The following is a 22,093-nucleotide window of genomic DNA, read 5'->3' as shown; positions in this document are numbered from 1 at the left end:
AACTTGAATATGCCAATTAAAAGAAGATCCATCATCAACCACCTTAACGTTAAGGCGACGTACGCATTGGAATGACTTTCATACGTTGCGATAAGGACTGGGCTCCTTGACCCAATATTACGCCGTAATGTGTTGCATTCGTCATAACATGCTTGACATAGTCTCTGGTTTCTAACAATGGAATTGTCTCAGTATATTGGTCAGCCGAAATTGATTGATAGTCCGGTTGCCAACGTCTAGCCCGATTAGGCCCCGCATTATAACCTGCTGTTGCCAAAACAGGGTTATTGCTTAATTGTCCCTGAATCATCGACAAATAAAATGTTCCATATCGAATATTGGTATTCATTTCACTCAATGCAGCGGGATTATAAGTTTCACCCATTTGACGTGCAATCAACTTCGCTGTATCAGGCATAATTTGCATAAGACCACCCGCTCCAACGTGAGAACGTGCAGAAGTAACAAACCGACTTTCTTGACGCATTAAACCATAAGCCCATGCCGGATCAATTCCTGCATTGTAACTATGACTTACGACATTAGTCTTATGGGGAGTCACAAAGCGGTAAGTATCATTGTGCTTATTTGTTGTACGATCTGCTGCATAGATTGCACGGTCATACCATCCCATGTCATGGGCACGCTTTGCTGCAGCTAAAAGTAAACCGTCATCATGCTGAAGATAAGCTTGGCGAACTGCCCAATTCCACTCTCGATTCGTATAAGTTGGATTTGCATTAATACGTCTTAAAGTAAAAGCACGATTAAAGTGAATATTCTGATCTAAACGTCTTAAATCACTTGCTGTCGGCTGATCATCATAAGGTTGATGGTTATAACGCTCACCTAAACGATCTTTTGCTAAAAGATTATGATAGTCATCACCAGCCTGAGCCAGTTTTCTATAAATTTGTTGTGCGGTTGCTTTAGAAGCACTATCGCCACGCTGTTCTGACGCGCGAGCAAGCCAATATTGCCAACGGTCTTCTTGTTTTTGGGTTACCGTCATACTATCAATAGCACGAATTAAACTTTCCCACGCACCAAATCTAATCGCCTGACGCGCATAAATTTCGGCTTCTTCCGGACTTAATGGGTAGCCATAACTTGCATCAAAGTATTGTAGAACTTCACGATTAAAATTATTTTTCATTACCGTAGTACCACCAATATAGGCTACCGTACGATATAAATATTTTTGTACATTTTGTGGCGTACCTTGGGCGACACGCTGCACATTTGAAAAAGCATTACTTAAGTCATTATTAGCTAAACGGCCTAACGCAAAAATCAAATAAGCATAATCTGCATCATTTGTCTTAGGTGCACTCCACAAATAATTAAGTGGGTTGGCCTGAATTTGGTTAAGCTGAGCCAAAGACAAATTCAAACCCAGAGTCTGTGCTGTCGCAAGTGCCTGTCCAGACAGGCCTGAACGTAACTGTACCCAGAGACGCTGTTGCTTATCTTGTGCGCTCATTAAAGGACTAGATAACATCATGCGCCCTAAACCGATACATGATTCTGGTTGGGATTCAGTTGCTAACCATACATCTTTATATTCAGCAAAAACTAACGCATCGCCGCTTTTCGCCCGCACTTGTGCTAAAGCACAATTTTCGGCTTGGTCAGGATTGGTAACATAAGATAAAACCGGTTGTGCAGATGCAAAGTCAGCTTGTTTAACTTTTTCTTCAACATAGTCGGCCGCTAATTTTTCAGCCATCGCTGATTGTGGGTAGCGTTGAGCAAAGCTTACGATAGAGGCTGTAGGCTGAAAGCCAAGATTCGTATTGAGTTTCCAGTATTCTGGATAATATCCCAATACATCATTTTGCATTGCAAGCTGATATTGGTCTAATAATGCGGTATTACCACTATTTGCAGCATTTAATGCATCATTGAACTGCTCTTCAGCAGCATAGGTAAATGAACAACCAAGTAAACACATAGCTCCTAACCAGCTACGATGCATATATTTATTTTTCATTACACGACTATGGATTGATGAGCTCTTTCTACTTGGTCTCATATATGTGCTAAACCCTGACTATTCACCTTCAACATATAGTTTAATTATTCTTCGTGCTTTCTTTTGTTGTGTTATGTAACCCTATGATTCAACATCATTAAAATCCACCTAATTTACTTCATAAAAACCTTGTCATGTTCTGAAAGTTTACTGTTATCGGTTCAGCTCAAATACTGTTATAATAAATGGTTTGACCCATTTTGGGCCAATTTATTCTTTTTAGATCGATCTGTTAGGAGCCTGCATGACGGTTCAAACCTTCATTCCCAATGGTGCCAAAGCTGCCTCAGAAAACACTGTTACCCAGCCAACGCACACCACTGATGTTTCAATAAAAAAACTTTATATTGAAACGCAAGGGTGTCAGATGAATGAGTATGACAGTCACCGTATGGCAGACCTTTTAGGGGATTCTCACGGCTATGTTTTAACGACCAACCCTAATGAAGCAGACATTCTGCTCATGAATACATGTTCTATTCGCGAAAAAGCGCAGGAAAAAGTATTTAGTGAATTAGGCCGCTGGCGCAAACTAAAAGATAAAAATCCTGATCTTGTGATTGGTGTCGGTGGATGTGTTGCCTCTCAAGAAGGTGACAACATTCAAAAACGTGCACCCTATGTAGACATGATTTTTGGTCCACAAACATTACACCGTTTACCGCAAATGCTTGATCAACATAATGCTCAAGTAGAAAAACCTAAAAAAGATAAAATCAAACTGGTCGATATTTCTTTCCCAGACATTGAAAAATTCGACTTTTTACCTGAACCACGTGTAGAAGGTTTTAAAGCATTCGTTTCTATTATGGAAGGCTGCTCTAAATACTGTTCTTTCTGTGTAGTTCCCTATACACGCGGTGAAGAGGTTTCTCGCCCATTAGATGATGTACTTGCAGAAATTGCAGGTCTTGCTGAAAAAGGTGTCCGTGAAATTTCACTTCTTGGTCAAAATGTAAATGGTTACCGCGGAGAAACCTTCGAAGGTGGCATCTGTACTTTCCCTGAATTGTTACGACTCGTTGCAGAAATTCCAGGTATTGGGCGTTTACGTTATACAACATCGCATCCACTTGAGTTCTCTGACGAGCTTATTCAGTGCTATGAAGATTTACCTCAAATGGTGTCACATTTACACTTGCCTGTTCAAAGTGGATCTAATGATGTTTTACAGGCAATGAAACGAAATCATACGATTGATGTTTATATCGACAAGATTGCCAAATTAAGAAAAATACGCCCTGATATGCACTTATCGAGTGACTTTATTATTGGTTTCCCTGGTGAAACTGATGAAAACTTCGCCGAAACACTTCAATTTATCAAAGACTTAGATTTTGATCACTCATATAGCTTTGTTTATTCAAAACGTCCGGGTACACCTGCATCAGACTTACCTGATACTACGCCTGAACACGTTAAAAAAGAGCGTTTAGCTCAAGTTCAAAAAGTGATTAAACAATCTAGCATTGAAAAAACTGACGCAATGCTTGGCAAAATTGAACGTGTTCTTATTGAAAAAGTCTCTGATCAAGACCCTAATATTTTACTAGGCACAGCTGATAATACCCGTCTAGTCACTTTTGTAGGTGATGCTGCTTGGGTTGGACGTTTTGCAGAGATCGAGATTACTGAAATTAAAACTTTAAATTTAGTTTACGGTGAACTCTTGAATCTTGAGCCTGACGTGGCGTAATGTAGAGGTATTCTAAAGTCTACTGAAAGGTTTTCTCTTGACTGCAGCGATTCGACGTACCGTAACATTTCCTGAAGTTTCAATGGAACGTTTAAAGAGCATCTTGGGTGCCTATAATGGGCACCTTAAGCAAATTGAACAGCGTTTAGATGTCAAAATTACTCATCGTGGAGATGTTTTTCATATCGATGGTGAGATTGATGCTGTTGGGAGAGCCGAAGCATTATTGCAACGACTCTATGAAGAGTCTGAAGCATCCCAGCAAATTAGTGCCGATCTATTACATCTGTTAATTCAATCCTCTCAAACTGAACGTAATTTCGAGTTAGTTGGAGAAGAGATGGATGAACATGATGCACCAATGGATGTCTACTTCCAGACTCGAAAAGGGCGTATTAACCCACGTGGTGCCAATCAAAAACGCTATGTACAGCGTATTTTGCAAAGCGATATTTCTTTTGGTGTTGGCCCTGCGGGTACAGGTAAAACCTATTTAGCAGTTGCCGCCGCAGTAGATATGCTGGAACGTAATGAAATCCAACGGATTTTACTTGTACGTCCTGCTGTAGAAGCTGGGGAAAAGTTAGGTTTCCTACCGGGTGATTTAACTCAGAAAATCGACCCGTACCTACGCCCTCTTTACGATGCTCTTTACGAAATGCTCGGCTTTGAAAAAGTTGCCAAGTTAATCGAGCGTCAAGTGATTGAAGTTGCACCTCTTGCATATATGCGTGGTCGTACACTTAACCATTCATTTGTAATTTTGGATGAGGCTCAAAACACAACGCCAGAGCAAATGAAAATGTTCTTGACCCGTTTAGGTTTTGGCTCTCGTGCAGTGATTACAGGTGACATTACCCAAGTAGATTTACCTCGAGGCCAACAATCTGGTTTAGCACATGCACTACGTGTACTCGAGAATATTAAAGAAATTCATATTACCCGTTTCCATTCCCGTGACGTTGTACGTCATCAACTTGTTCAAAAAATTGTTGAAGCGTATGAAGGATGGGATGGTGAACAACAGCGTCTTAATGCTGAAGCACGTGCTGAACGCAAAGCACGTCAAGAAGCATTAGTTGCTGAAAACGATACAGCAGCAGACTTGCAACATCAGGATGCTTAAGGATTCATTTTGAAAATCAGTTTAAGTTTACAACAAGACTTTCAATCACCTGAGTTAGAGCTCAAACGAGCTCAACTCAAAAAAATTATTGAGACAACTTTACGCCACGTTGATTATAAAGAAGATTGTGAAATTGGGGTTGCTTGCGTTGATCTGGACGAAAGTCAGCAACTCAACTTGCAGTACCGAGAAAAAGATAAACCAACTAATGTTTTATCTTTTCCAAGTGATATTCCAGAAGAAGTTCTACCAATGCTAGATGGCTTACCTCTAGGTGATTTAGTTATTTGTATTCCGGTGGTATTACAAGAAGCATTAGAGCAGAAAAAAACTGCCCAAAACCATTTTGCACATCTATTAGTTCATGGTGTTTTACATTTACTCGGTTATGACCACGAAACTAGTGATGAAGATGCTGAAGAGATGGAAGGCTTAGAAATTGAAATTTTAGCAAAACTCAATATTTCAAATCCTTATCAGGAATAATGCGATGACTCTTAAAATGTGGATATCCTAAAAGTTATCCACATTTTTTTAATTAGTGAACCTCAAATTCAGCTTCCGCTGGATCAAAACGCCAAGTACGAACAATACGTAACTCCGAAATATCTTTCATATTTGCATCAAAATGCCCAAATGGCGCACCGCGACGTACTGAAGACTTTGCAGCCTCATCAAGTATTGAATGCCCTGAGCTTTCAAGCAAACGAATTGCACGAATTCCGCCTTGAGCGTTCAAAATCACCATTAAACGAACTTCACCTTTGAGCTGCTGCTGTTTCGCTTCTTCTGGATAATAGCGATTACCGTAAAGCTCTACTTTTTCACGAAACTTATCTAAATAAGCAGCCGAGGCATCTTTCTTCGCTTGAATTCCATCTACTGTTTTTATTTTTTGCTGGCGACTAAAATCTTGTCTACGTTGTAAATATTGTGCTTCAAGGCTCGCAACCAACGCAGCTTTTGCTTGAAATTGACTTTGTAATTGTTCTAATTCTTTTTTTCTTTGGCTTGCATCCGCTTGTTTCTGCCAACTTAAAACCGTCATTAGAACTTTTTCTTCAAATTTAAGCTCTCGTTGTTGCTGAATCTTTTGCAAAGTTTCTAACTCTGCATTCCCCGTTGAAGCATCATTAAGCATCGGATTTGGAGTATCACTAGAAGTCCGGTGAGCCTCACGAAATGCACCTGAACCCTGCTGGTCTGCTTGTGCCAAAAAATCTGCCTGAACAACTGGCTCATTGGTTGGTCGAATTGAAATTGCAATTTCTTTAGTAGACTGCTCTGATGGGCTAGGCATAGCAAAGTTAATGAGCAATACAAGAATATGCAGTAAGATTGCTAATATTGTTGCAGCAATAAAGACTTGGTCTTTCCACCAATACTGAAAAGACTCTATAGATAGACTTCTTTTGTTCAACATAATCTTAAAAGCATATAAATGCCTTTTCCCCACGGTTTAATACCGAATAAAACATAAACTGATATTCAAATCTGGATAAAAGTGTGATTCACTTCAAATATAGGATTTTATCCATTTTCATTTTGTCAAAATGTATCAATTAAATTTGTTACACTGCAAGATCAAAACCCGTTTTTTATCATAATAAAGATTGTGTGGGCTCTTTAGTAAATTATCTTCTGGAAGTTCTTTTATGCAAACGCTATTTTCCTCATTAGTCAGACGTCTTCAAAAAGTCTATAAAAAAGCAGAAGCATTCATTGAGGAAGAAAGAGATTTTACATTATCGCAAACCTTTCTGAATGCCACTTTGCAACGTTATGTCACCAATAATGTTGAATTTTTAGATGACCTACATGCTGATCTTTATCATGACTGGTTAAGATTATATGCAACCATGCACGTAAAAGGTTTAGAAACCACATTATCGGTTGATTTAAAACTGATCCAGATGGAATTTAATAAAGAACAACAACTTTTAGTTTTTGAACAAATTAGCAATACACAAATTATCGAGGCGAAATATAAAAACTTTTGGCAAAAAATCGCCGTAAAAGCCGCAGTTTTTTACTACCATAAAATTTTGAAAAAAGATCCATTAGGGATGATTCTTGAACGTTTTAATGTAGCAGAAGAACGCGACGAACTTATATTCCTTGATCTCAATCGTTGGTTTGGTAAAAAAGCCAGCATTATCGAGACTTTAGGCAAAGTACATGTAAATTATGCAAGAGTTCGTGAAGCTGAGTTAGTCGTGTTTGGAAATGTGAATTTAGCAGCCTTACTCTCTCGTGATCAGGATGACGATTTTGAAGATGAATTAGAAGATTCAGAAATAACGCCAATCCAGCAAAAAGATGAATAAATCGTTATAAATGAAAATTAATTGGCTGCCAAAAAACACAAATAGATTACACATTTAGCATAAATCCTGATTTTTTCTCCATGATCAACAGGCATAATATGTTTAAGTTACAGATGCATCAGCACTGACTTTTTAGTCTGTACAAGGATACTTACTTATGGCAACAAAATTTCTGAAATCATTTGGCATCGCAACAGGTATTTCAACAACTTTGCTTTTTGCAGGCTTCTCAAGTCATGCTCTTGCCATGAGCCCATTTCAGGCAAATTATCAGTTTACTTATAATAATAAGGGTATGGGTACGGCTACACGTGCCTTAAGCCAGCAAGGTAATAACTGGACTTATAATTTCACTGCAAAAGCAGGTGGAATTGCTTCTGCAAGTGAAACAAGTAAATTCAGTTTCGCTAATGGTAAAATCGGGTCTCAAAGTTTTAGCCGCACCAGCAAAATTTTGATTCATAACAACACCATGAGTATTAACTTCAATCCCAATAGCAAAATCATTTCTACAAAGAAAGATGATAAAGCCCGTTCATTCGCTTGGCAGGCAGGTGTTCTTGATGAGCTAAATGCAGAGTTACAGCTTCGTGAAGACTTAAAAAATGGTTCTCTTAAAGCATCTTACCCCCTTGCAGATGCAAAAGAAGTTGAAAACCGTCGATTTGTAAAACAAGGTAATGAGAAAATTAAAACCTCTTATGGAACATTCGATACCATTAAAGTCGTTTTACAACACAAAAAGCCTGAACGCAGCACAATCTTTTGGCTAGCACCAAAATTAGACTATTTACCTGTTAAAGTAAGCCATATTGATGGTAAAACTTCTTATGGGTTGTTATTAACAAGTTATACAGGTAAGACGAATTAAAGCTTGCATTTTTTTGGATGCTTTTTAAAATACGCATTTGCTTTAAAAAGCATCCGTCTAGAGGATTCTCCCGTGCACGCACTAGAACAGAAAATCTTAACAGAAGGTATCGTTCTATCTGATCAAGTCTTGAAAGTCGACGCTTTCTTAAACCACCAAATTGATCCTGTATTAATGCAGCAGATTGGTAAAGAATTTGCCGCTCGCTTTAAAGATGCAGGGATTACCAAGATTATTACCATTGAAGCATCAGGTATTGCACCTGCAATCATGGCAGGTTTAGAACTTGGTGTACCTGTAATTTTTGCTCGCAAATATCAATCATTGACGTTAAAAGATGATTTATATCGTTCAAAAGTATTTTCTTTTACTAAACAAACTGAAAGTACTATTGCGATTTCAAATAAGCACCTTCATTCAACTGATAAAGCATTAGTTATTGATGACTTCTTGGCGAATGGTCAAGCAGCATTAGGATTGATTGATTTAATTCACCAAGCAAATGCAGAAGTTGTTGGTGTAGGTATTGTGATTGAAAAATCATTCCAACCGGGTCGTGATTTATTGCTAGAAAAAGGCTATAGAGTTGAATCATTAGCACGTGTTCATTCTCTTACAGATGGCAAAGTTACTTTTGTAAAAGAATAAGATGTACATTTAAAAAAGAGCGGATATCCGCTCTTTTTTATTTGCTAAAAATTATACTAAAAGCTTCTTAGCAACTTCTCCTAAACGTTTGCCTTGAGCTTCACACAGAATCTTTTCATCCTGGCTTAAGTTTTGGTCATGACGCGGTCCACTTACATGGCTAGCCCCATAGGGTGTTCCACCTGTTTTAGTGTTAGATAACGCTGGAATTGCATTTGGTAATCCCATAATCATCATCCCATGATGAAATAACGGCGGTAGCATAGTGAGTAAAGTACTTTCTTGCCCACCATGCATTGAACCAGAAGAAGTAAAAACACAAGCAGGTTTATTATGTAATACCCCATTGAGCCAAAGACTCGTCGTTTGATCCCAAAAATATTTCATTTCACTTGCCATATTGCCAAAACGGGTTGGCGAACCTAACGCCAAACCTGCACAATTCGCTAGATCATCTAAGGTACAGTAAATATCCCCTTCGTCAGGAATGCTTGGCTCAGCGATTGTGACGACTGGAGCAATATTTGGCACTGTCCGAATTTTCACTGACATACCCGCAGACTCAACACCATTGGCAATTAAATGAGCCATTTCTTTAGTAGAACCATATTTGCTGTAATAGAGTACAAGAATGTAAGGTTGCATCGGTTTCATAAATTTTGTTAAAAAGAACACTATACGGGATTTTTTATTTTTTTGGCGAAACCAATTTTATGAAATTCTAGCGGTGATTGATGCTGTAGCACAAAAGATAACGCGAGCAAATTTCTTGAACTCGTCGGGTAAAAGGTTTATCTACTTTTGGTAAACCCTTGCCCAGACAACAGAAAGCCTACTTTTTTGAAAAAAGTTTATGGCTACAATTCTTTCTATAGCGCATAGTAAACTTACAGAATGTCTTTCATTCTATAAGTTATTGTTTTGCTCTAATCTACTATTTGAGTATTTAAGCTCATACTTTGATAAGTTATCAATCGCCCAACATGATGATTAAAAAAATCGGGATAGACGACGCATGTTACAACGTTTTTTAAGTAAGCTTCCTTTTTATAATAAGACCTGGTTTCAGTTCGTTTTATATGTATTTAAGCGTTTTGAAGCTGATCGGTGCCGCGAACAAGCTGGGTCTCTCACTTACACAACGCTATTTGCCGTTGTGCCGATGTTAACTGTCTTTTTAGTAATTATTTCTTCCATTAAAGCGTTAGAACCCGCAAGACAACAGCTCCAACATTTAATTTATAGTAATTTTTTGCCAAAGAGCACGATCGCATTTGATAAAGCGCTAAATGCTTTTACAGAAAAATCTAGCAACTTAACCGTTATTGGTGTGCTGTTTTTATTCGTCACTACAGTTTTAATGCTCACCTCGATTGAAACTGTCTTTAACCGTATTTGGCGCGTTAAAGAAACCCGCAGTGGCATTATGGGTTTTATGCGTTATTGGACGATCATCTCTTTAGGTCCCATTATTTTAGGAAGCGCATTCGTCATTTCATCTACAGTTGCCTCAATGAATGTTCTTAGCAATAACTTTGCTGGCTATCAACTTGATGGAGCTTTCATACTCTGGTTTATTTCTTTTCTATTAACTATTGTTGGCTTTTTCATTTTGTACTGGACGATTCCAAATCGAACAGTCCCTATATATTCAGCAGGTATAGCTGCCTGCTTAAGTGCTGTACTTTTTGAAATACTCAAAAACTTTTTTAGCTTTGTAATGTCAAATTTTACTAGCTATGAACTTATCTATGGTGCATTTGCAGCAGTACCCATTTTCCTTCTATGGATCTTTCTTTCTTGGAATATTATTTTATTAGGAGTAGAAGTAAGTTTTGCTTTAACTGCATTTCATTCAGGTAAAGAGCAAAAACGGCACCCTGTTCTAATGTTATTAGATGTTCTTGAGTTATTTTATAAAAAGCAAAAACTCGGTGAAAGCGTAAGTGACAAAGAAGCTTTAGAAATTTTAGGGCGTGGAGAAATTGGCCGTTGGCCAGCTTATGTACTTTTACTTGAAGAACAAAATTTGGTTAAACGCACCGATAAAGATGAATATGTTCTAGCGCGCAATTTGTCCCAAGTTGATTTCTGGAGTTTTTTTACAGCACTTCCATACCCATTACCTTTACGTCAAGATGTTCAAAATGTACACGATGACGATGAGTGGATGGAAAAAATTGGACCAGCTCTTGTCGAGTCTAATGATTATTTAGCTGCCAAACTTTCTATTCCACTTTCAACAATTTTTGAAGAGAAATAAGACAACAGAGCCATTCAATAATATAAACATTCATTCCTAGCTAATAAAAAACCCTATTATTGAAAAATAATAGGGTTTTTTATTAGCAACTTAGAATAAGTTATGCTTTTACAAAAGTTTCCCATGAAAAATCTTGCGTTGCCCCTTTTAATGTCATTTTCAACTGATCACCTGCATGTAATGGTCCAACACCAGCAGGTGAACCTGTCATAATCACATCACCCGGTTCTAGTGAAAATACCTGATTAATATCAGTTAACAGATCACCAATAGTAAACATTAATAGTGCAGTATTTCCATCTTGACGTAATTCATCATTAATATGGAAAGTGAATTTGGTCTCTTGCCAATCTGTAATTTCGCTCAAATCGACCCAGTCTGCCAAAACACAAGCACCATCAAAAGCTTTAGCACGCTCCCATGGATGGCCTTTACTTTTCAGATCATTCTGTAAATCACGCATTGTTAAATCAAGGCCTAAAGTCACTGCCCCAACCGCTTTTAAAGCTTTTTCAGGATCAGTTTCACCTTTCAAAGGTTGGTCAATACGTAAAACCAATTCACACTCAAAATGACAACTGCCCCAAGCCGGATTCCAAGAAATACCGTCATTTAAACCAATCAAGCTACTAGGCGGTTTAATAAATAATATAGGCCTTTCAGGCATAGCATTATTTAATTCTTTAACATGATCGGCGTAACTTCTGCCCACGCAAACGATTTTTGAAGGACGTGTATTCATGAGACTTCCTTTGTTGTTGCAGCTAATAATTCTAAAAATTTATTTCTTAAATGTATTTTCAAATATGGTTTGATCTGAAACCTGTACAAAGGCACGCTTTGGTACAATAATTACAGTTTTATTCTTTAGCTCAAGGATGTAGGTCAACTTACCTTTAGCAAAAGTTTGTACATCCGCATACTGCACTACTTGCTTACGGCCATTAGCATATAGTTCAAAATAATCTTGATATAGATCGATTCCCTGCTCACTCTTTCCAAACTGGTAACGGACAAATTGACGCTTAAATAACATGGGTAAAAGCCAGTAACGCATCAGACCTTGCATCACTAGAAAAAACACGCCTAACCCGACATAATATCGTCCAACACCAGAGAGACCTAAATAAAATCCCCAAATAATAATTGCGATACTAATCGCAGGTGTAAGAAAACGGGTAAATTGCTTTTTCCCAAATGTCACTAATGAAAATCCATCTTGTGACTCTTCTAAATTCAAATAGTAACGTAAAGATAAAGCTGTTTTTTGCTCGGTCATTGCACTGCATCAATACTCAATAAATCGAAACTATTAGAGCATATTCATTTCAGCTTTAAAATGAATCACAGGCTATTTTTTATTTTGTTTAAAAGTGGAGCTTATTATGCAATTGGAGGAGCAGTCTACGTTGCATATATAGAACGTAGATTCATATTTTTTGAGCTTATTTCAGTTTTTAAAATTTCTACAATAAGAGCATCACCTTCTTAGTGGAATGTCTCATGTCTTTTTTTGCAAAATTATTTGGCTTAAAGCAAAAAGCAACAGTCTCAAAAGATGTGGTTATCCAAACCACTCAAGAGCTCCCTCTTTTCAATCAGCCAAGCTTTTTAGAATTAATTAAAAAACGTCGTTCTATTTATTCGATCGGGAAAAACTTAAAACATACTCCTTCGGAACTTGAAGGGTTAATTCAAGAGGCGGTCAAACATAGCCCTTCAGCGTTTAACTCTCAATCATCTCGTGTCGTCATTTTATTTAATCAATCTCATCAAAACTTCTGGAATATTGTTTTAGATGTATTAAAAACTATTGTTCCTGCCGGAGCACTAGCAGGAACTGAACAAAAAATTCAAAGTTTTGCAGCGGGTGCTGGTACAGTTTTATTTTTTGAAGACCAAGATGTGATTAAAGGTCTACAAGAGCAATTTGAATTGTATGCTGATAATTTCCCAGTCTGGTCTGAACACTCAACAGCAATTGCACAATTTGCTGTGTGGAACGTATTGGCTGAACAAGGTATCGGAGCTTCATTACAACATTACAATCCAATTATCGATGAGAAAATTAATGCTGCTTTTAATATTCCTGCACAATGGACACTAAGAGCCCAATTAGTATTTGGGTCAATTGAAGACGAAGCAGGTGAAAAAGCTTTTATTGAAGACGCCAGCCGTTTTAAAACATTTGGCTAATTTTTTTCAACTTTAAATCATTTAGAAGCTGGTTACCATGAGTACTAGCTTTTAAATTGAAATAATAAAAAACAGGCACAAAAAAACCGCTATATAGCGGTTAATTCTTCAAGTGGTGCGCTCAGAGAGATTCGAACTCCCGACCCCTTAGTTCGTAGCCAAGTGCTCTATCCAGCTGAGCTATGAGCGCGTACTTGATGTTGCGCATTATACGCATTTTTCCAAGCTTAGGAAGCCTTTTTTCATCTTTCTGTCATCAAACGTCTAGTTCTTAGCCATCAATCCAATTTACCTCAGATATTGACTAAAATTATTAGTTTTTTCCCATCTAACATCTATTTGAAATATTTTTTTTCAAATAATTTTTACCGTCTTTTTGAGGCATTTGGCCATATACCTAGAAGATAAAGGCTACTGTTTTAGTCAACATTATAGAAATAATATATTTCTGGTTAAGCTTTAACATTATAAGCTTAAGTAAAATTTATCGAGGATAATGCTTCAAACGAGTGAAAATATGATCAAAAAATAATTAGTAAAAAAAATATTATATAAAAAACATTATTATTTTTACGTCTAAATTAGAGAAGTTATTATTGCTTTAAATATTATTTATTATCAAAAAATGTGACTAAAAATACACATTGACAGCTTTTGAGATCTCACCAATACTAAATCGCAATTATTGAGATATATATCTCAATAATTAACTCGCGCAATAAATAATACTTACTTAAAAATACATAATTATATAGGAAATAGACTGAAATGTTCTTACTAAAAAATCTCGTTTCTTCGATATCAAAAGTTACTCAAGATTTGGGCAACATTATATCGGTGAATACTAATGTAACTGGTGGCTCTTCTGTTGATGGCCACATATCAACTTCTGGCTTACTTTCAGACACTCTATCTACAGTAACGAATACACTTACAAGTACCACGACTGGTCTTGTTTCTGATGTTGCGGGCACGGTCACAGGTAGCATTGGTTCTACCAGCCCTGTTGACACTGTAACCAATATTATTGGTGGTGTAACTGGCGGAATTAGTGGTGGCAATCCTCTTGAAGCCGTAACCAATATTATCGGTGGTGTTACAGGTGGAATTGGTGGTGGAACCTCTCCAATTTCTCCAGTCGTCGAGGTGGTTCAAGGAGGCATCGACATTCTTCAAGGTGTTGAAAGCCTAAAAACTGAAATCATCAATACAGGTATCGACACTGTTGCTGACACTATCATTGGCGCCCTTCCTCAAACTGAACACCCTGTTTCTGAAATTGCCGATCTTGGTACTCTAACTTTCGAAACCTCTCGTGACACAGTAAATGGCACGCTTGAAGTCATTTCTGATCTAGTGGGTGGAGACATTCAAGGCGCAACTGAGTCTGCTACTGGTGTCATTGAAACATTAATCACTAATGGTACAACTGCGACAGGTATTGTTACTGAAGTTGTCGGAAGCATTACAGATGTCGTTGGTGGTGTTGATGGTAATCCTCTTGAAGTAATTACTGACATTATTGGCGGTGTAACTGGTGGTGTTGATGGTAACCCACTTGAAGTAATTACTGACATTATCGGCGGTGTAACTGGTGGTATCGGTGATGGCACATCTCCAATCGCTCCAGTCATTGATGTCGTTCAAGGCGGTATTGATATTCTACAAGGTGTAGAGAGCTTAAAAACTGAAATCATCAATACTGGTATCGACACTGTTGCTGATACTATTATTGGCATTCTTCCACAAACTGAATATCCTGTTTCAGACCTAGCAGACCTCGGCACATTAACTTTTGAAACTTCTCGCGACACAGTAAACGGTGCACTTGAAGTTGTTTCTGATTTAGTCGGTGGTGATATCCAAGGTGCTACTGAGTCTGCAACTGGCATCCTTGGTACACTCGTCACTAATGGTTCAACTGCAACAGGAATTGTGAATAATATTATCGGTGGTGTAACAAGTGGGGATAGTCCACTTGGTGTAGTAACTGATATTATTGGTGGTGTAACTGGTGGTGTTGGTGGCAACCCACTTGAAGTAATTACTGACATTATCGGCGGTGTAACTGGTGGTGTTGACGGTAACCCACTTGAAGTAATTACTGACATCATCGGTGGCGTAACTGGTGGTGTTGATGGTAATCCACTTGAAGTAATTACTGACATCATTGGCGGTGTAACCGGTGGTGTTGACGGTAACCCACTTGAAGTAATCACTGACATTATCGGTGGCGTAACTGGTGGTGTTGACGGCAACCCACTTGAAGTAATTACTGACATTATCGGTGGCGTAACTGGTGGTATCGGTGGTGGAACTTCTCCAATCTCCCCAGTCATTGATGTCGTTCAAGGCGGCATTGATATTCTACAAGGTGTAGAAAGCTTAAAAACTGAAATCATCAACACTGGCATTGATACAGTTGCAGATACAATTATCAGCATTATTCCACAAGCAGAACATCCTGTTTCTGAAATTGCAGACCTCGGCACATTAACTTTTGAAACTTCTCGCGACACAGTAAACGGTGCACTTGAAGTTGTTTCTGATTTAGTCGGTGGTGATATCCAAGGTGCTACTGAATCGGCTACCGGTATTCTCGATACGCTGATTACAAATGGCACAACTGCTACTGGCTTAGTAACAGAAATCGTTGGTGGATTGACAGGAACTATTGGTGGGGTTACTGGTGGAGATAGCTCACTAGGCTTAGTCACTGATTTACTTGGCGGTTTAACTGGTAGCGTTACTGGCGGTACAGACAACCCTATCGGCATCGTAACAGATATCGTGGGTAGCTTAACAGGCGGTGTGACTGGTGAAGGCGGATTAGATGTTATTTCTAATTTATTAGGTGGATTAACTGGTGGTAGCTTACTCGGTGGAGTAACATCGACAGTATCAAGCGTAACTAATACAACGCATACTATCGTACCGACATCATTACTTACCGATAACTTCTTAGAAAACTCTTTCAATACTGTTTAATATAAGTCATTAAAATAAAGCCACTTATTACAAGTGGCTTTATTTATTGATATATCTTTAAGTATTAATTCATTTCTTCCCATCTATAATATTTCTTATGCGCCAGCTCTAACATTGCATAATCATTAGGTGTATCACCATAAGCATAAATTGTAGAATACTGAGTTAAATCATATTTATTTTTTATTCTATTTACTTTTTCTAAATATCCACAATCACCATTAATAAAATCACCCGTCAAAATACCATCACGTATTTCAAGTTGATTACATATAACGTCTAAATCTAAAGATTGGCACCAGCTTTCTAAATAAACACCTAATGATGCAGATACAACAACAACCTGATCACCTTGTTGTTTATGCCAAAGAATACGTTCCAAAGCATTTTGACGCACACAGGTAGGAAGGACATTTTTAGCAAACTCTTGCCCGATATAGTTTAGAGAATCCGCATCATAGCCCACGTATCCCACTTGGCAGAGTTTAGTTCGAATGGTTTTATCGGTTACCCATCCAAGCTTATAACCCGCTATATAAGGTGCAAGTCGAATACCACCTAGTATTTGAGTTTTTTTATTTAAAGAAAATTTAAGGAATAGACTGAATGTATCGCTGTGCGTGATCGTGCCGTCAAAGTCAAATAAAGCTAAGTTCATTTATGATTATCTCTAATATAATTAAAAAGTTATAAATTTAAATTTTTTAAAATTACTAAAAAACAGGCACAAAAAAACCGCTATAAAAGCGGTTAATTCTTCAAGTTGGTGCGCTCAGAGAGATTCGAACTCCCGACCCCTTAGTTCGTAGCCAAGTGCTCTATCCAGCTGAGCTATGAGCGCGTAACTTGTGTGCCTTTCAGCGATTCGTTCTATTTTACTTGGTGCGCTCAGAGAGATTCGAACTCCCGACCCCTTAGTTCGTAGCCAAGTGCTCTATCCAGCTGAGCTATGAGCGCATTAAGTAAATGGCGGTGAGAGAGGGATTCGAACCCTCGATACCAGTAATAGGTATGCTTCCTTAGCAGGGAAGTGATTTCAGCCACTCATCCACCTCACCGGAACGAGCCGCCATAATACAAACTAAAACCCTATTGTTCAAGTCATCATAGTGAAATTTTCTTGTTTTTTAGTTCAATGAATTATTTTTTAAGCAATTTTCTCATTATTTTCGTCTTTTTAGATCAAACGCTTGTTAAGATAGATATTATTTCTTCATCAAAATACTGTAGTGCATAACACATTATTGCAAACCTAAACGTGCAGTTCGGGTCTGCATGACTTATGCTAAACTTATCTGCCAAGCGTGAAACCAAACGACATGACAAAAAACTGGGCTGACCCCGAAGCGAAAGCTGAAGCTGAACGTTATGACAATCCTATTCCGAGCCGTACTCTTATTTTAGATACATTGGAACAATTGCAGACACCGCAATCTCATGCAGAACTTGTAGATCATTTTAACATTCATGACCAAAAAAGTATTGAAGCACTCAGTCACCGCTTAAGTGCCATGGTTCGTGATGGTCAAATCATGAAAGACGGGTTTAAATTTCAGTTGGTGGCAGATCAACCAACCTATGAAGCAACTGTTTATATCAATAGTAAAGGTTTAGGTACGGCACATATTGATGGTCAAACTGATCTTTTACTTCCTGAACGTGAATTACGTTTAGTATTTAATGGTGATCGAGTTAGAGTGCGCCAGACTTCGGTTGACCGTAAAGGTAAACCTTGGGGCTTTATCACAGAAGTTTTACAACATCGTGTTAAACAATTAATTGGTAAATTGTCGGTTCACGATGGCGAATATTTTATTCAACCCAACAATCCAAATCAGCACCAACCTATTCCTTTAGAAAAAGAACTGGTAACACACGCTGAAGTAAATGTTGGCGATATGCTACGTGTCGCAATAGACAGCTATCCAACTCGTGAAGAGTTTGCAACGGCGCATATTATTCAATCTATGGCCGACAAAGCCGATACAGAAATTATTATTCCACAAACCATTCTTGAATTTGGTTTGCCATATGAGTTTCCAGATCAGGTCTTAAAAGAAGCTGAAAGTTTTAAAGAACCATCCGCTCAAGATCGTGAAGGCCGCATTGATTTACGAGATTTAGCATTAGTTACGATCGATGGTGAAGATGCTCGAGATTTTGACGATGCTGTTTATGCAGAAAAACGTCCAGGGGGCGGTTATCGTGTAGTTGTCGCAATTGCTGATGTTAGCCATTATGTACGCTTAGACTCAGCCCTCAATGAAGAAGCTGAGGAACGTGGTACTTCGGTATACTTCCCACACTTTGTATTACCAATGCTACCAGAGGCTTTGTCAAACGGCTTGTGTTCTCTGAACCCTCATGTAGACCGCTTATGCATGGTCTGCGACTTGAAACTCTCTCGTACAGGCCGTGTAACTAGTTACGATTTTTATCCGTCGGTTATGCATTCAAAAGCACGTTTGACCTATACACAGGTAGCCCAATATTTTGACGGCGCAACAGATGCGATTCCAAAAGATCGTGATGTTCATAAATCTTTAAATACGCTTTTCCAACTTTATCAGATTTTGAAAAATTTACGTGCCGACCGTCATGCAATGGAATTTGAAACCATTGAAACCTACATGACTTTTGATGAGCTAGGCGGGATTAAAGAAATTTTGCCACGTACACGTAATGAAGCCCATAAGCTCATTGAAGAATGCATGTTACTTGCTAACGTTGCTGCGGCTGAATATGCATTAGAACATGATGTTCCAATGTTATATCGCGTGCATGAAGCTCCTGAATTCTCACGTATTCAAAAAGTAAAAGACTTTGTGAAATTACTGGGTCTACCCTTCCCCGACCAACCAACTCAAGCAGACTATCAAAGAGTAATTGAAGCAACTAAAGATCGTATTGATGCACCAAGCATTCATGCCGTCTTATTACGCTCAATGATGCAAGCTTATTATGGTGCAAAAAATGCAGGGCACTATGGTTTGGCCTATGAAGCGTATACGCATTTCACTTCACCAATCCGTCGTTACCCAGACTTATTGTTACACCGCGCCATTAAAGCACATTTGAAACAAAAGCCTTATCCACTCTCTGGTGCGGCACTAGATGATGCAGGTGAACATTTCTCTCAAACCGAGCGCCGTGCTGATGAAGCATCTCGCAGCGTAACGACTTGGTTGAAATGTCACTACATGCAACAGCATCTAGGTGATGAATTTATTGGCATTGTAAGTGCGGTGACCGAATTTGGTTTGTTCGTGACACTGAAAGATCTATATGTCGATGGCATGATTCATATTAGCCAACTCGGCGATGACTTCTTTATTTATGACCAAGCGAGCCAAAATCTAGTAGGTCAAAATCGTGGACAAGTCTTTGGTTTGGGTGATGAAGTTAAAATTCAGGTTGCTGGTGTCAATCTGGAAGAACGTAAAATTGACTTCCAGCTCATTAAGCAAGTTACCCATGCAGGCCGAGTAGTTCGTAGCCGTGCGCCGCGTACAACTAAAACTACTACGCAGGCGACTGAAGAAGTTTTCAGTAAACCAACTGTCAGTAGTGATGGTGAGCGACCTGTTCACAAAAAGAAAGAAAAAAGTAAGCCAAGTTCTTACACCAAGAAATCTGGTAAGAAAACCTCAGCAAAAGCCGAGACTAAATCAGAAAAGGTGAAGAAAAAATCTAAGCCTAAAAAGAAAAAATCGAATGCAAAATCAAAGGCTGAATAATGAGTAAATAATTATCACGTTTCAAAAATAAGTCTCCAATAGGAGGCTTATTTCTTTTTAAAAGGGTTATTTTACACATTAAGCTTGATTTCCGACTTGAGAGGACCTACATCTAATACCATGTTTAAAAAATAATGTGGCTATTAGCAATGACTTTACAGCAAGCGACTTTACCAACTCCGCGTTTTGATCAAATTGAATTAGAAAATTTAAAACAAGACATCCAACAAGCGATTCAAGCAGGTCAGGAATTTTTAAATACTCTTACAGCTGCACCTACAGATACAGCTCAGCAACTTGCAGTACTTGAGCAAGTCGATACACTTGAAAATAATCTAAGTGAATCATGGGGCGTTTTATCGCATTTAAACGCGGTAATGAGCAATGCAGAAACGAGAGAAGTCTATCAATCGTTATTACCAGCATTAAGTGAATATTACACTCAGCTTGGTCAACACACGGCGCTTTATCAAACTTATCAATACATCCATGATGGTCAAAGTTATACGTCTCTTAGCCCAGCCCAACAAAGTGCTATTCGTCTAGCTTTGCGTGACTTTAAACTTTCTGGCGTCGCTTTAGAAGGCGAAGAGAAAAAACGTTATGCAGAGATTTCTGCGCGTCTTTCACAGCTTTCTTCTGATTTTTCAAATCACGTTCTTGATGCAACACAAGCTTACTTTAAGCCACTTACCGAAGATCAGTTAAAAGGTCTTCCAGAAAGTAATATTGAGTTATTAAAACAGTATGGTAAACAACGCGAACTTGACCAAGCTGTCGCAACTCTAGATTTCCCAGCATATTTTGCAATCATGACTTATGCAGATGACCGTGAATTGCGTGAAGAGCTTTATAAAGCTTATGTGACACGTGCATCTGATCAGTCTGAACAAACTGAGTTTGATAACAGCAAAATTATGGAAGAAATTTTGAGCCTTCGTCAGGAAATGGCAAAACTACTTGGTTTCAATAACTATGCTGAATATTCTCTTGCAAGTAAAATGGCACCAGACGTAAAAACAGTACATGAGTTTTTGGTTGACCTAGCAGAGCATGCGCGTGCTCCTGCGCTTCAAGAAGTTACAGAACTTCAAGAAATTGCCAAACAAGATGGTGTTGATGACCTTAAACCTTGGGATACAACTTACTATTCTGAAAAGCTGAAACAGCAACAATTTAATTTATCTCAAGAAGCATTAAAGCCTTATTTCCCTGCACCTAAAGTTATTCAGGGATTATTCCAGATTGTGCAGCGCCTATATGGCATTAACATTATTGAAAGACAAGCACCTGTCTGGCATCCAGATGCACGTTATTTTGAATTAGAAGACCAAGGTCAAGTGATTGGTGGCTTCTTCTTTGACATCTATGCACGTACAGGTAAACGTGGTGGCGCATGGATGAACGGCTTCCGCTCGCGCATGCAGACTCTTCATGGTTTACAAAAACCAATTTGCTATATGGTGTGTAATTTTACTCCTCCAGTAGGTGACCAACCTGCTTTATTGACTCATGACGAAGTGATTACTTTGTTCCATGAATTCGGACATGGTTTACATCATATGTTGACCGAAGTAGATAATATCTCGGTTGCAGGAACGCATGGGGTAGCTTGGGATGCAGTAGAACTACCAAGCCAGTTTATGGAATTCTGGTCATGGGATAAAGAAAGTCTAGATGTATTAAGTGAACACATCGATAGTAAACAGACTTTGCCACAAGAATTACTAGATGCTTTATTAAATGCTCGATTCTTCCAATCTGGTATGCAAACTTTACGTCAGCTTGAATTTGCATTGTTTGACTTAACCATTCACACCAAAACGCCTGCCCTGAACAGTGAGCAAATTCAGCAAACGTTAAACGACATTCGTAAGCAGTATGCAGTCGTTCCTACTGTCGACTACAACCGTTTCCAACATAGTTTTAGTCATATTTTTGCTGGTGGTTATGCTGCAGGTTATTACTCGTACAAATGGGCAGAAGTCTTAGCAAGTGATGCATTTGATCGTTTTGAAAATGAAGGTATTTTTAATACTCAAACGGGTAAAGAATTCCGTCAGGCAATTCTAGCTGTGGGAGGAAAAGACACTGCACTTGAGGCATTTGTTAATTTTCGTGGGCGCGAGCCTAAAATTGACGCGTTGTTACGTCATCAAGGTTGGACGAATGACAACAAAACCGCTTAAACTATGGGCCTAAATTG

The 22,093-nt window shown here is 38.4% G+C and carries 17 protein-coding genes and 4 tRNA genes; 11 read left to right on the top strand and 10 right to left on the bottom strand.

What is annotated here, in order from left to right; translation table 11 throughout:
- Positions 1-49: 49 nt before the first annotated feature.
- Positions 50-1,993 (bottom strand): lytic transglycosylase domain-containing protein, encoded by a 1,944-nt coding sequence (locus tag ACXM0J_RS13165; RefSeq protein ID WP_086265332.1) that lies wholly within the window; start codon positions 1,991-1,993, stop codon positions 50-52.
- Between the two features lie 286 nt (positions 1,994-2,279).
- Here ACXM0J_RS13165 and miaB point away from each other — a divergent pair, with 286 nt between their 5' ends.
- From miaB to ybeY, 3 genes are read left to right on the top strand one after another with little or no spacing between them, the layout of a single operon-like run.
- A complete protein-coding gene (miaB, locus tag ACXM0J_RS13160; RefSeq protein WP_046813479.1) occupies positions 2,280-3,731 on the top strand; it encodes a tRNA (N6-isopentenyl adenosine(37)-C2)-methylthiotransferase MiaB in 1,452 nt (483 codons plus the stop codon).
- Positions 3,732-3,768: 37 nt separating this feature from the next.
- A complete protein-coding gene (locus tag ACXM0J_RS13155) occupies positions 3,769-4,857 on the top strand; it encodes a PhoH family protein (protein ID WP_199964081.1) in 1,089 nt (362 codons plus the stop codon).
- A 9-nt stretch (positions 4,858-4,866) separates the two neighbouring features.
- A complete protein-coding gene (gene ybeY / locus ACXM0J_RS13150) occupies positions 4,867-5,343 on the top strand; it encodes an rRNA maturation RNase YbeY (RefSeq protein ID WP_086265331.1) in 477 nt (158 codons plus the stop codon).
- 52 nt (positions 5,344-5,395) lie between these two features.
- Here ybeY and ACXM0J_RS13145 read toward each other — a convergent pair whose 3' ends face one another.
- Entirely contained in the window at positions 5,396-6,280 is an 885-nt protein-coding gene (locus tag ACXM0J_RS13145; RefSeq protein WP_086265330.1) for an energy transducer TonB, read from the bottom strand.
- Positions 6,281-6,512: 232 nt separating this feature from the next.
- Here ACXM0J_RS13145 and ACXM0J_RS13140 point away from each other — a divergent pair, with 232 nt between their 5' ends.
- The 3 genes from ACXM0J_RS13140 (at position 6,513) to ACXM0J_RS13130 (ending at position 8,703) form a co-directional block, all read left to right on the top strand.
- Positions 6,513-7,184, top strand: a complete 672-nt coding sequence (locus ACXM0J_RS13140) for a hypothetical protein (RefSeq protein ID WP_086265329.1) — start codon at positions 6,513-6,515, stop codon at positions 7,182-7,184.
- Positions 7,185-7,341: 157 nt separating this feature from the next.
- On the top strand, positions 7,342-8,055 hold the full coding sequence (locus tag ACXM0J_RS13135; RefSeq protein WP_086265328.1) for a DUF3108 domain-containing protein: 714 nt from the start codon (positions 7,342-7,344) through the stop codon (positions 8,053-8,055).
- Positions 8,056-8,127: 72 nt separating this feature from the next.
- Positions 8,128-8,703, top strand: a complete 576-nt coding sequence (locus ACXM0J_RS13130; protein WP_002119547.1) for a xanthine phosphoribosyltransferase — start codon at positions 8,128-8,130, stop codon at positions 8,701-8,703.
- 51 nt (positions 8,704-8,754) lie between these two features.
- On the opposite strand, the gene wrbA is transcribed toward ACXM0J_RS13130, so the two are convergent.
- Positions 8,755-9,357, bottom strand: a complete 603-nt coding sequence (gene wrbA / locus ACXM0J_RS13125; protein ID WP_199964080.1) for an NAD(P)H:quinone oxidoreductase — start codon at positions 9,355-9,357, stop codon at positions 8,755-8,757.
- Between the two features lie 361 nt (positions 9,358-9,718).
- Here wrbA and ACXM0J_RS13120 point away from each other — a divergent pair, with 361 nt between their 5' ends.
- Complete coding sequence (locus ACXM0J_RS13120; protein ID WP_086265326.1) at positions 9,719-10,966, top strand: YihY family inner membrane protein; 1,248 nt, start codon at positions 9,719-9,721, stop codon at positions 10,964-10,966.
- A 100-nt stretch (positions 10,967-11,066) separates the two neighbouring features.
- On the opposite strand, the gene ACXM0J_RS13115 is transcribed toward ACXM0J_RS13120, so the two are convergent.
- Together ACXM0J_RS13115 and ACXM0J_RS13110 are read right to left on the bottom strand one after the other, a co-directional pair.
- Complete coding sequence (locus ACXM0J_RS13115) at positions 11,067-11,708, bottom strand: fumarylacetoacetate hydrolase family protein (protein WP_086265325.1); 642 nt, start codon at positions 11,706-11,708, stop codon at positions 11,067-11,069.
- Between the two features lie 39 nt (positions 11,709-11,747).
- Positions 11,748-12,245 (bottom strand): YcxB family protein, encoded by a 498-nt coding sequence (locus ACXM0J_RS13110; protein WP_086265324.1) that lies wholly within the window; start codon positions 12,243-12,245, stop codon positions 11,748-11,750.
- Positions 12,246-12,469: 224 nt separating this feature from the next.
- Here ACXM0J_RS13110 and ACXM0J_RS13105 point away from each other — a divergent pair, with 224 nt between their 5' ends.
- Entirely contained in the window at positions 12,470-13,162 is a 693-nt protein-coding gene (locus ACXM0J_RS13105) for a nitroreductase family protein (RefSeq protein WP_086265323.1), read from the top strand.
- A 113-nt stretch (positions 13,163-13,275) separates the two neighbouring features.
- Here the strand turns inward: ACXM0J_RS13105 and ACXM0J_RS13100 are convergent.
- Positions 13,276-13,352 (bottom strand) — tRNA-Arg (locus tag ACXM0J_RS13100).
- A 578-nt stretch (positions 13,353-13,930) separates the two neighbouring features.
- On the opposite strand from ACXM0J_RS13100, the gene ACXM0J_RS13095 reads away from it, so the two are divergent.
- Positions 13,931-16,150 carry a beta strand repeat-containing protein gene (locus ACXM0J_RS13095; protein WP_199964079.1) on the top strand — a complete coding sequence of 740 codons (2,220 nt, stop codon included), beginning with the start codon at positions 13,931-13,933 and terminating at the stop codon, positions 16,148-16,150.
- A 64-nt stretch (positions 16,151-16,214) separates the two neighbouring features.
- On the opposite strand, the gene ACXM0J_RS13090 is transcribed toward ACXM0J_RS13095, so the two are convergent.
- The 4 genes from ACXM0J_RS13090 to ACXM0J_RS13075 form a co-directional block, all read right to left on the bottom strand.
- Positions 16,215-16,808 carry an HAD-IB family hydrolase gene (locus tag ACXM0J_RS13090; protein ID WP_086264810.1) on the bottom strand — a complete coding sequence of 198 codons (594 nt, stop codon included), beginning with the start codon at positions 16,806-16,808 and terminating at the stop codon, positions 16,215-16,217.
- A gap of 106 nt (positions 16,809-16,914) precedes the next feature.
- Positions 16,915-16,991: transfer RNA gene (locus tag ACXM0J_RS13085), tRNA-Arg, on the bottom strand.
- 39 nt (positions 16,992-17,030) lie between these two features.
- A tRNA-Arg gene (locus ACXM0J_RS13080) sits at positions 17,031-17,107 on the bottom strand.
- Positions 17,108-17,117: 10 nt separating this feature from the next.
- Positions 17,118-17,208 (bottom strand) — tRNA-Ser (locus ACXM0J_RS13075).
- Positions 17,209-17,469: 261 nt separating this feature from the next.
- Between ACXM0J_RS13075 and rnr the strand changes: the two genes are divergently transcribed.
- Both rnr and ACXM0J_RS13065 read left to right on the top strand, forming a co-directional pair.
- Positions 17,470-19,887, top strand: a complete 2,418-nt coding sequence (gene rnr, locus ACXM0J_RS13070) for a ribonuclease R (protein ID WP_199964078.1) — start codon at positions 17,470-17,472, stop codon at positions 19,885-19,887.
- A 134-nt stretch (positions 19,888-20,021) separates the two neighbouring features.
- A complete protein-coding gene (locus tag ACXM0J_RS13065) occupies positions 20,022-22,076 on the top strand; it encodes a M3 family metallopeptidase (RefSeq protein WP_086265781.1) in 2,055 nt (684 codons plus the stop codon).
- The last annotated feature ends 17 nt before the right edge of the window (positions 22,077-22,093 follow it).

Source organism: Acinetobacter sp. GRABPA_MV_2 (assembly GCF_056725885.1).
The sequence above is the reverse complement of the archived record's forward strand: the minus strand, read 5'-3'. Positions and strand labels throughout refer to the sequence as shown.

What these genes read in the sequence shown, in the direction of transcription:
- ACXM0J_RS13165 (WP_086265332.1), bottom strand. Translation starts at nt 1,993, where the DNA reads ATGAAAAATAAATATATGCATCGTAGCTGGTTAGGAGCTATGTGTTTA.
- miaB (WP_046813479.1), top strand. Translation starts at nt 2,280, where the DNA reads ATGACGGTTCAAACCTTCATTCCCAATGGTGCCAAAGCTGCCTCAGAA.
- ACXM0J_RS13145 (WP_086265330.1), bottom strand. Translation starts at nt 6,280, where the DNA reads ATGTTGAACAAAAGAAGTCTATCTATAGAGTCTTTTCAGTATTGGTGG.
- ACXM0J_RS13140 (WP_086265329.1), top strand. Translation starts at nt 6,513, where the DNA reads ATGCAAACGCTATTTTCCTCATTAGTCAGACGTCTTCAAAAAGTCTAT.
- ACXM0J_RS13135 (WP_086265328.1), top strand. Translation starts at nt 7,342, where the DNA reads ATGGCAACAAAATTTCTGAAATCATTTGGCATCGCAACAGGTATTTCA.
- wrbA (WP_199964080.1), bottom strand. Translation starts at nt 9,357, where the DNA reads ATGAAACCGATGCAACCTTACATTCTTGTACTCTATTACAGCAAATAT.
- ACXM0J_RS13120 (WP_086265326.1), top strand. Translation starts at nt 9,719, where the DNA reads ATGTTACAACGTTTTTTAAGTAAGCTTCCTTTTTATAATAAGACCTGG.
- ACXM0J_RS13115 (WP_086265325.1), bottom strand. Translation starts at nt 11,708, where the DNA reads ATGAATACACGTCCTTCAAAAATCGTTTGCGTGGGCAGAAGTTACGCC.
- ACXM0J_RS13110 (WP_086265324.1), bottom strand. Translation starts at nt 12,245, where the DNA reads ATGACCGAGCAAAAAACAGCTTTATCTTTACGTTACTATTTGAATTTA.
- ACXM0J_RS13105 (WP_086265323.1), top strand. Translation starts at nt 12,470, where the DNA reads ATGTCTTTTTTTGCAAAATTATTTGGCTTAAAGCAAAAAGCAACAGTC.
- ACXM0J_RS13095 (WP_199964079.1), top strand. Translation starts at nt 13,931, where the DNA reads ATGTTCTTACTAAAAAATCTCGTTTCTTCGATATCAAAAGTTACTCAA.
- ACXM0J_RS13090 (WP_086264810.1), bottom strand. Translation starts at nt 16,808, where the DNA reads ATGAACTTAGCTTTATTTGACTTTGACGGCACGATCACGCACAGCGAT.
- rnr (WP_199964078.1), top strand. Translation starts at nt 17,470, where the DNA reads ATGACAAAAAACTGGGCTGACCCCGAAGCGAAAGCTGAAGCTGAACGT.
- ACXM0J_RS13065 (WP_086265781.1), top strand. Translation starts at nt 20,022, where the DNA reads ATGTGGCTATTAGCAATGACTTTACAGCAAGCGACTTTACCAACTCCG.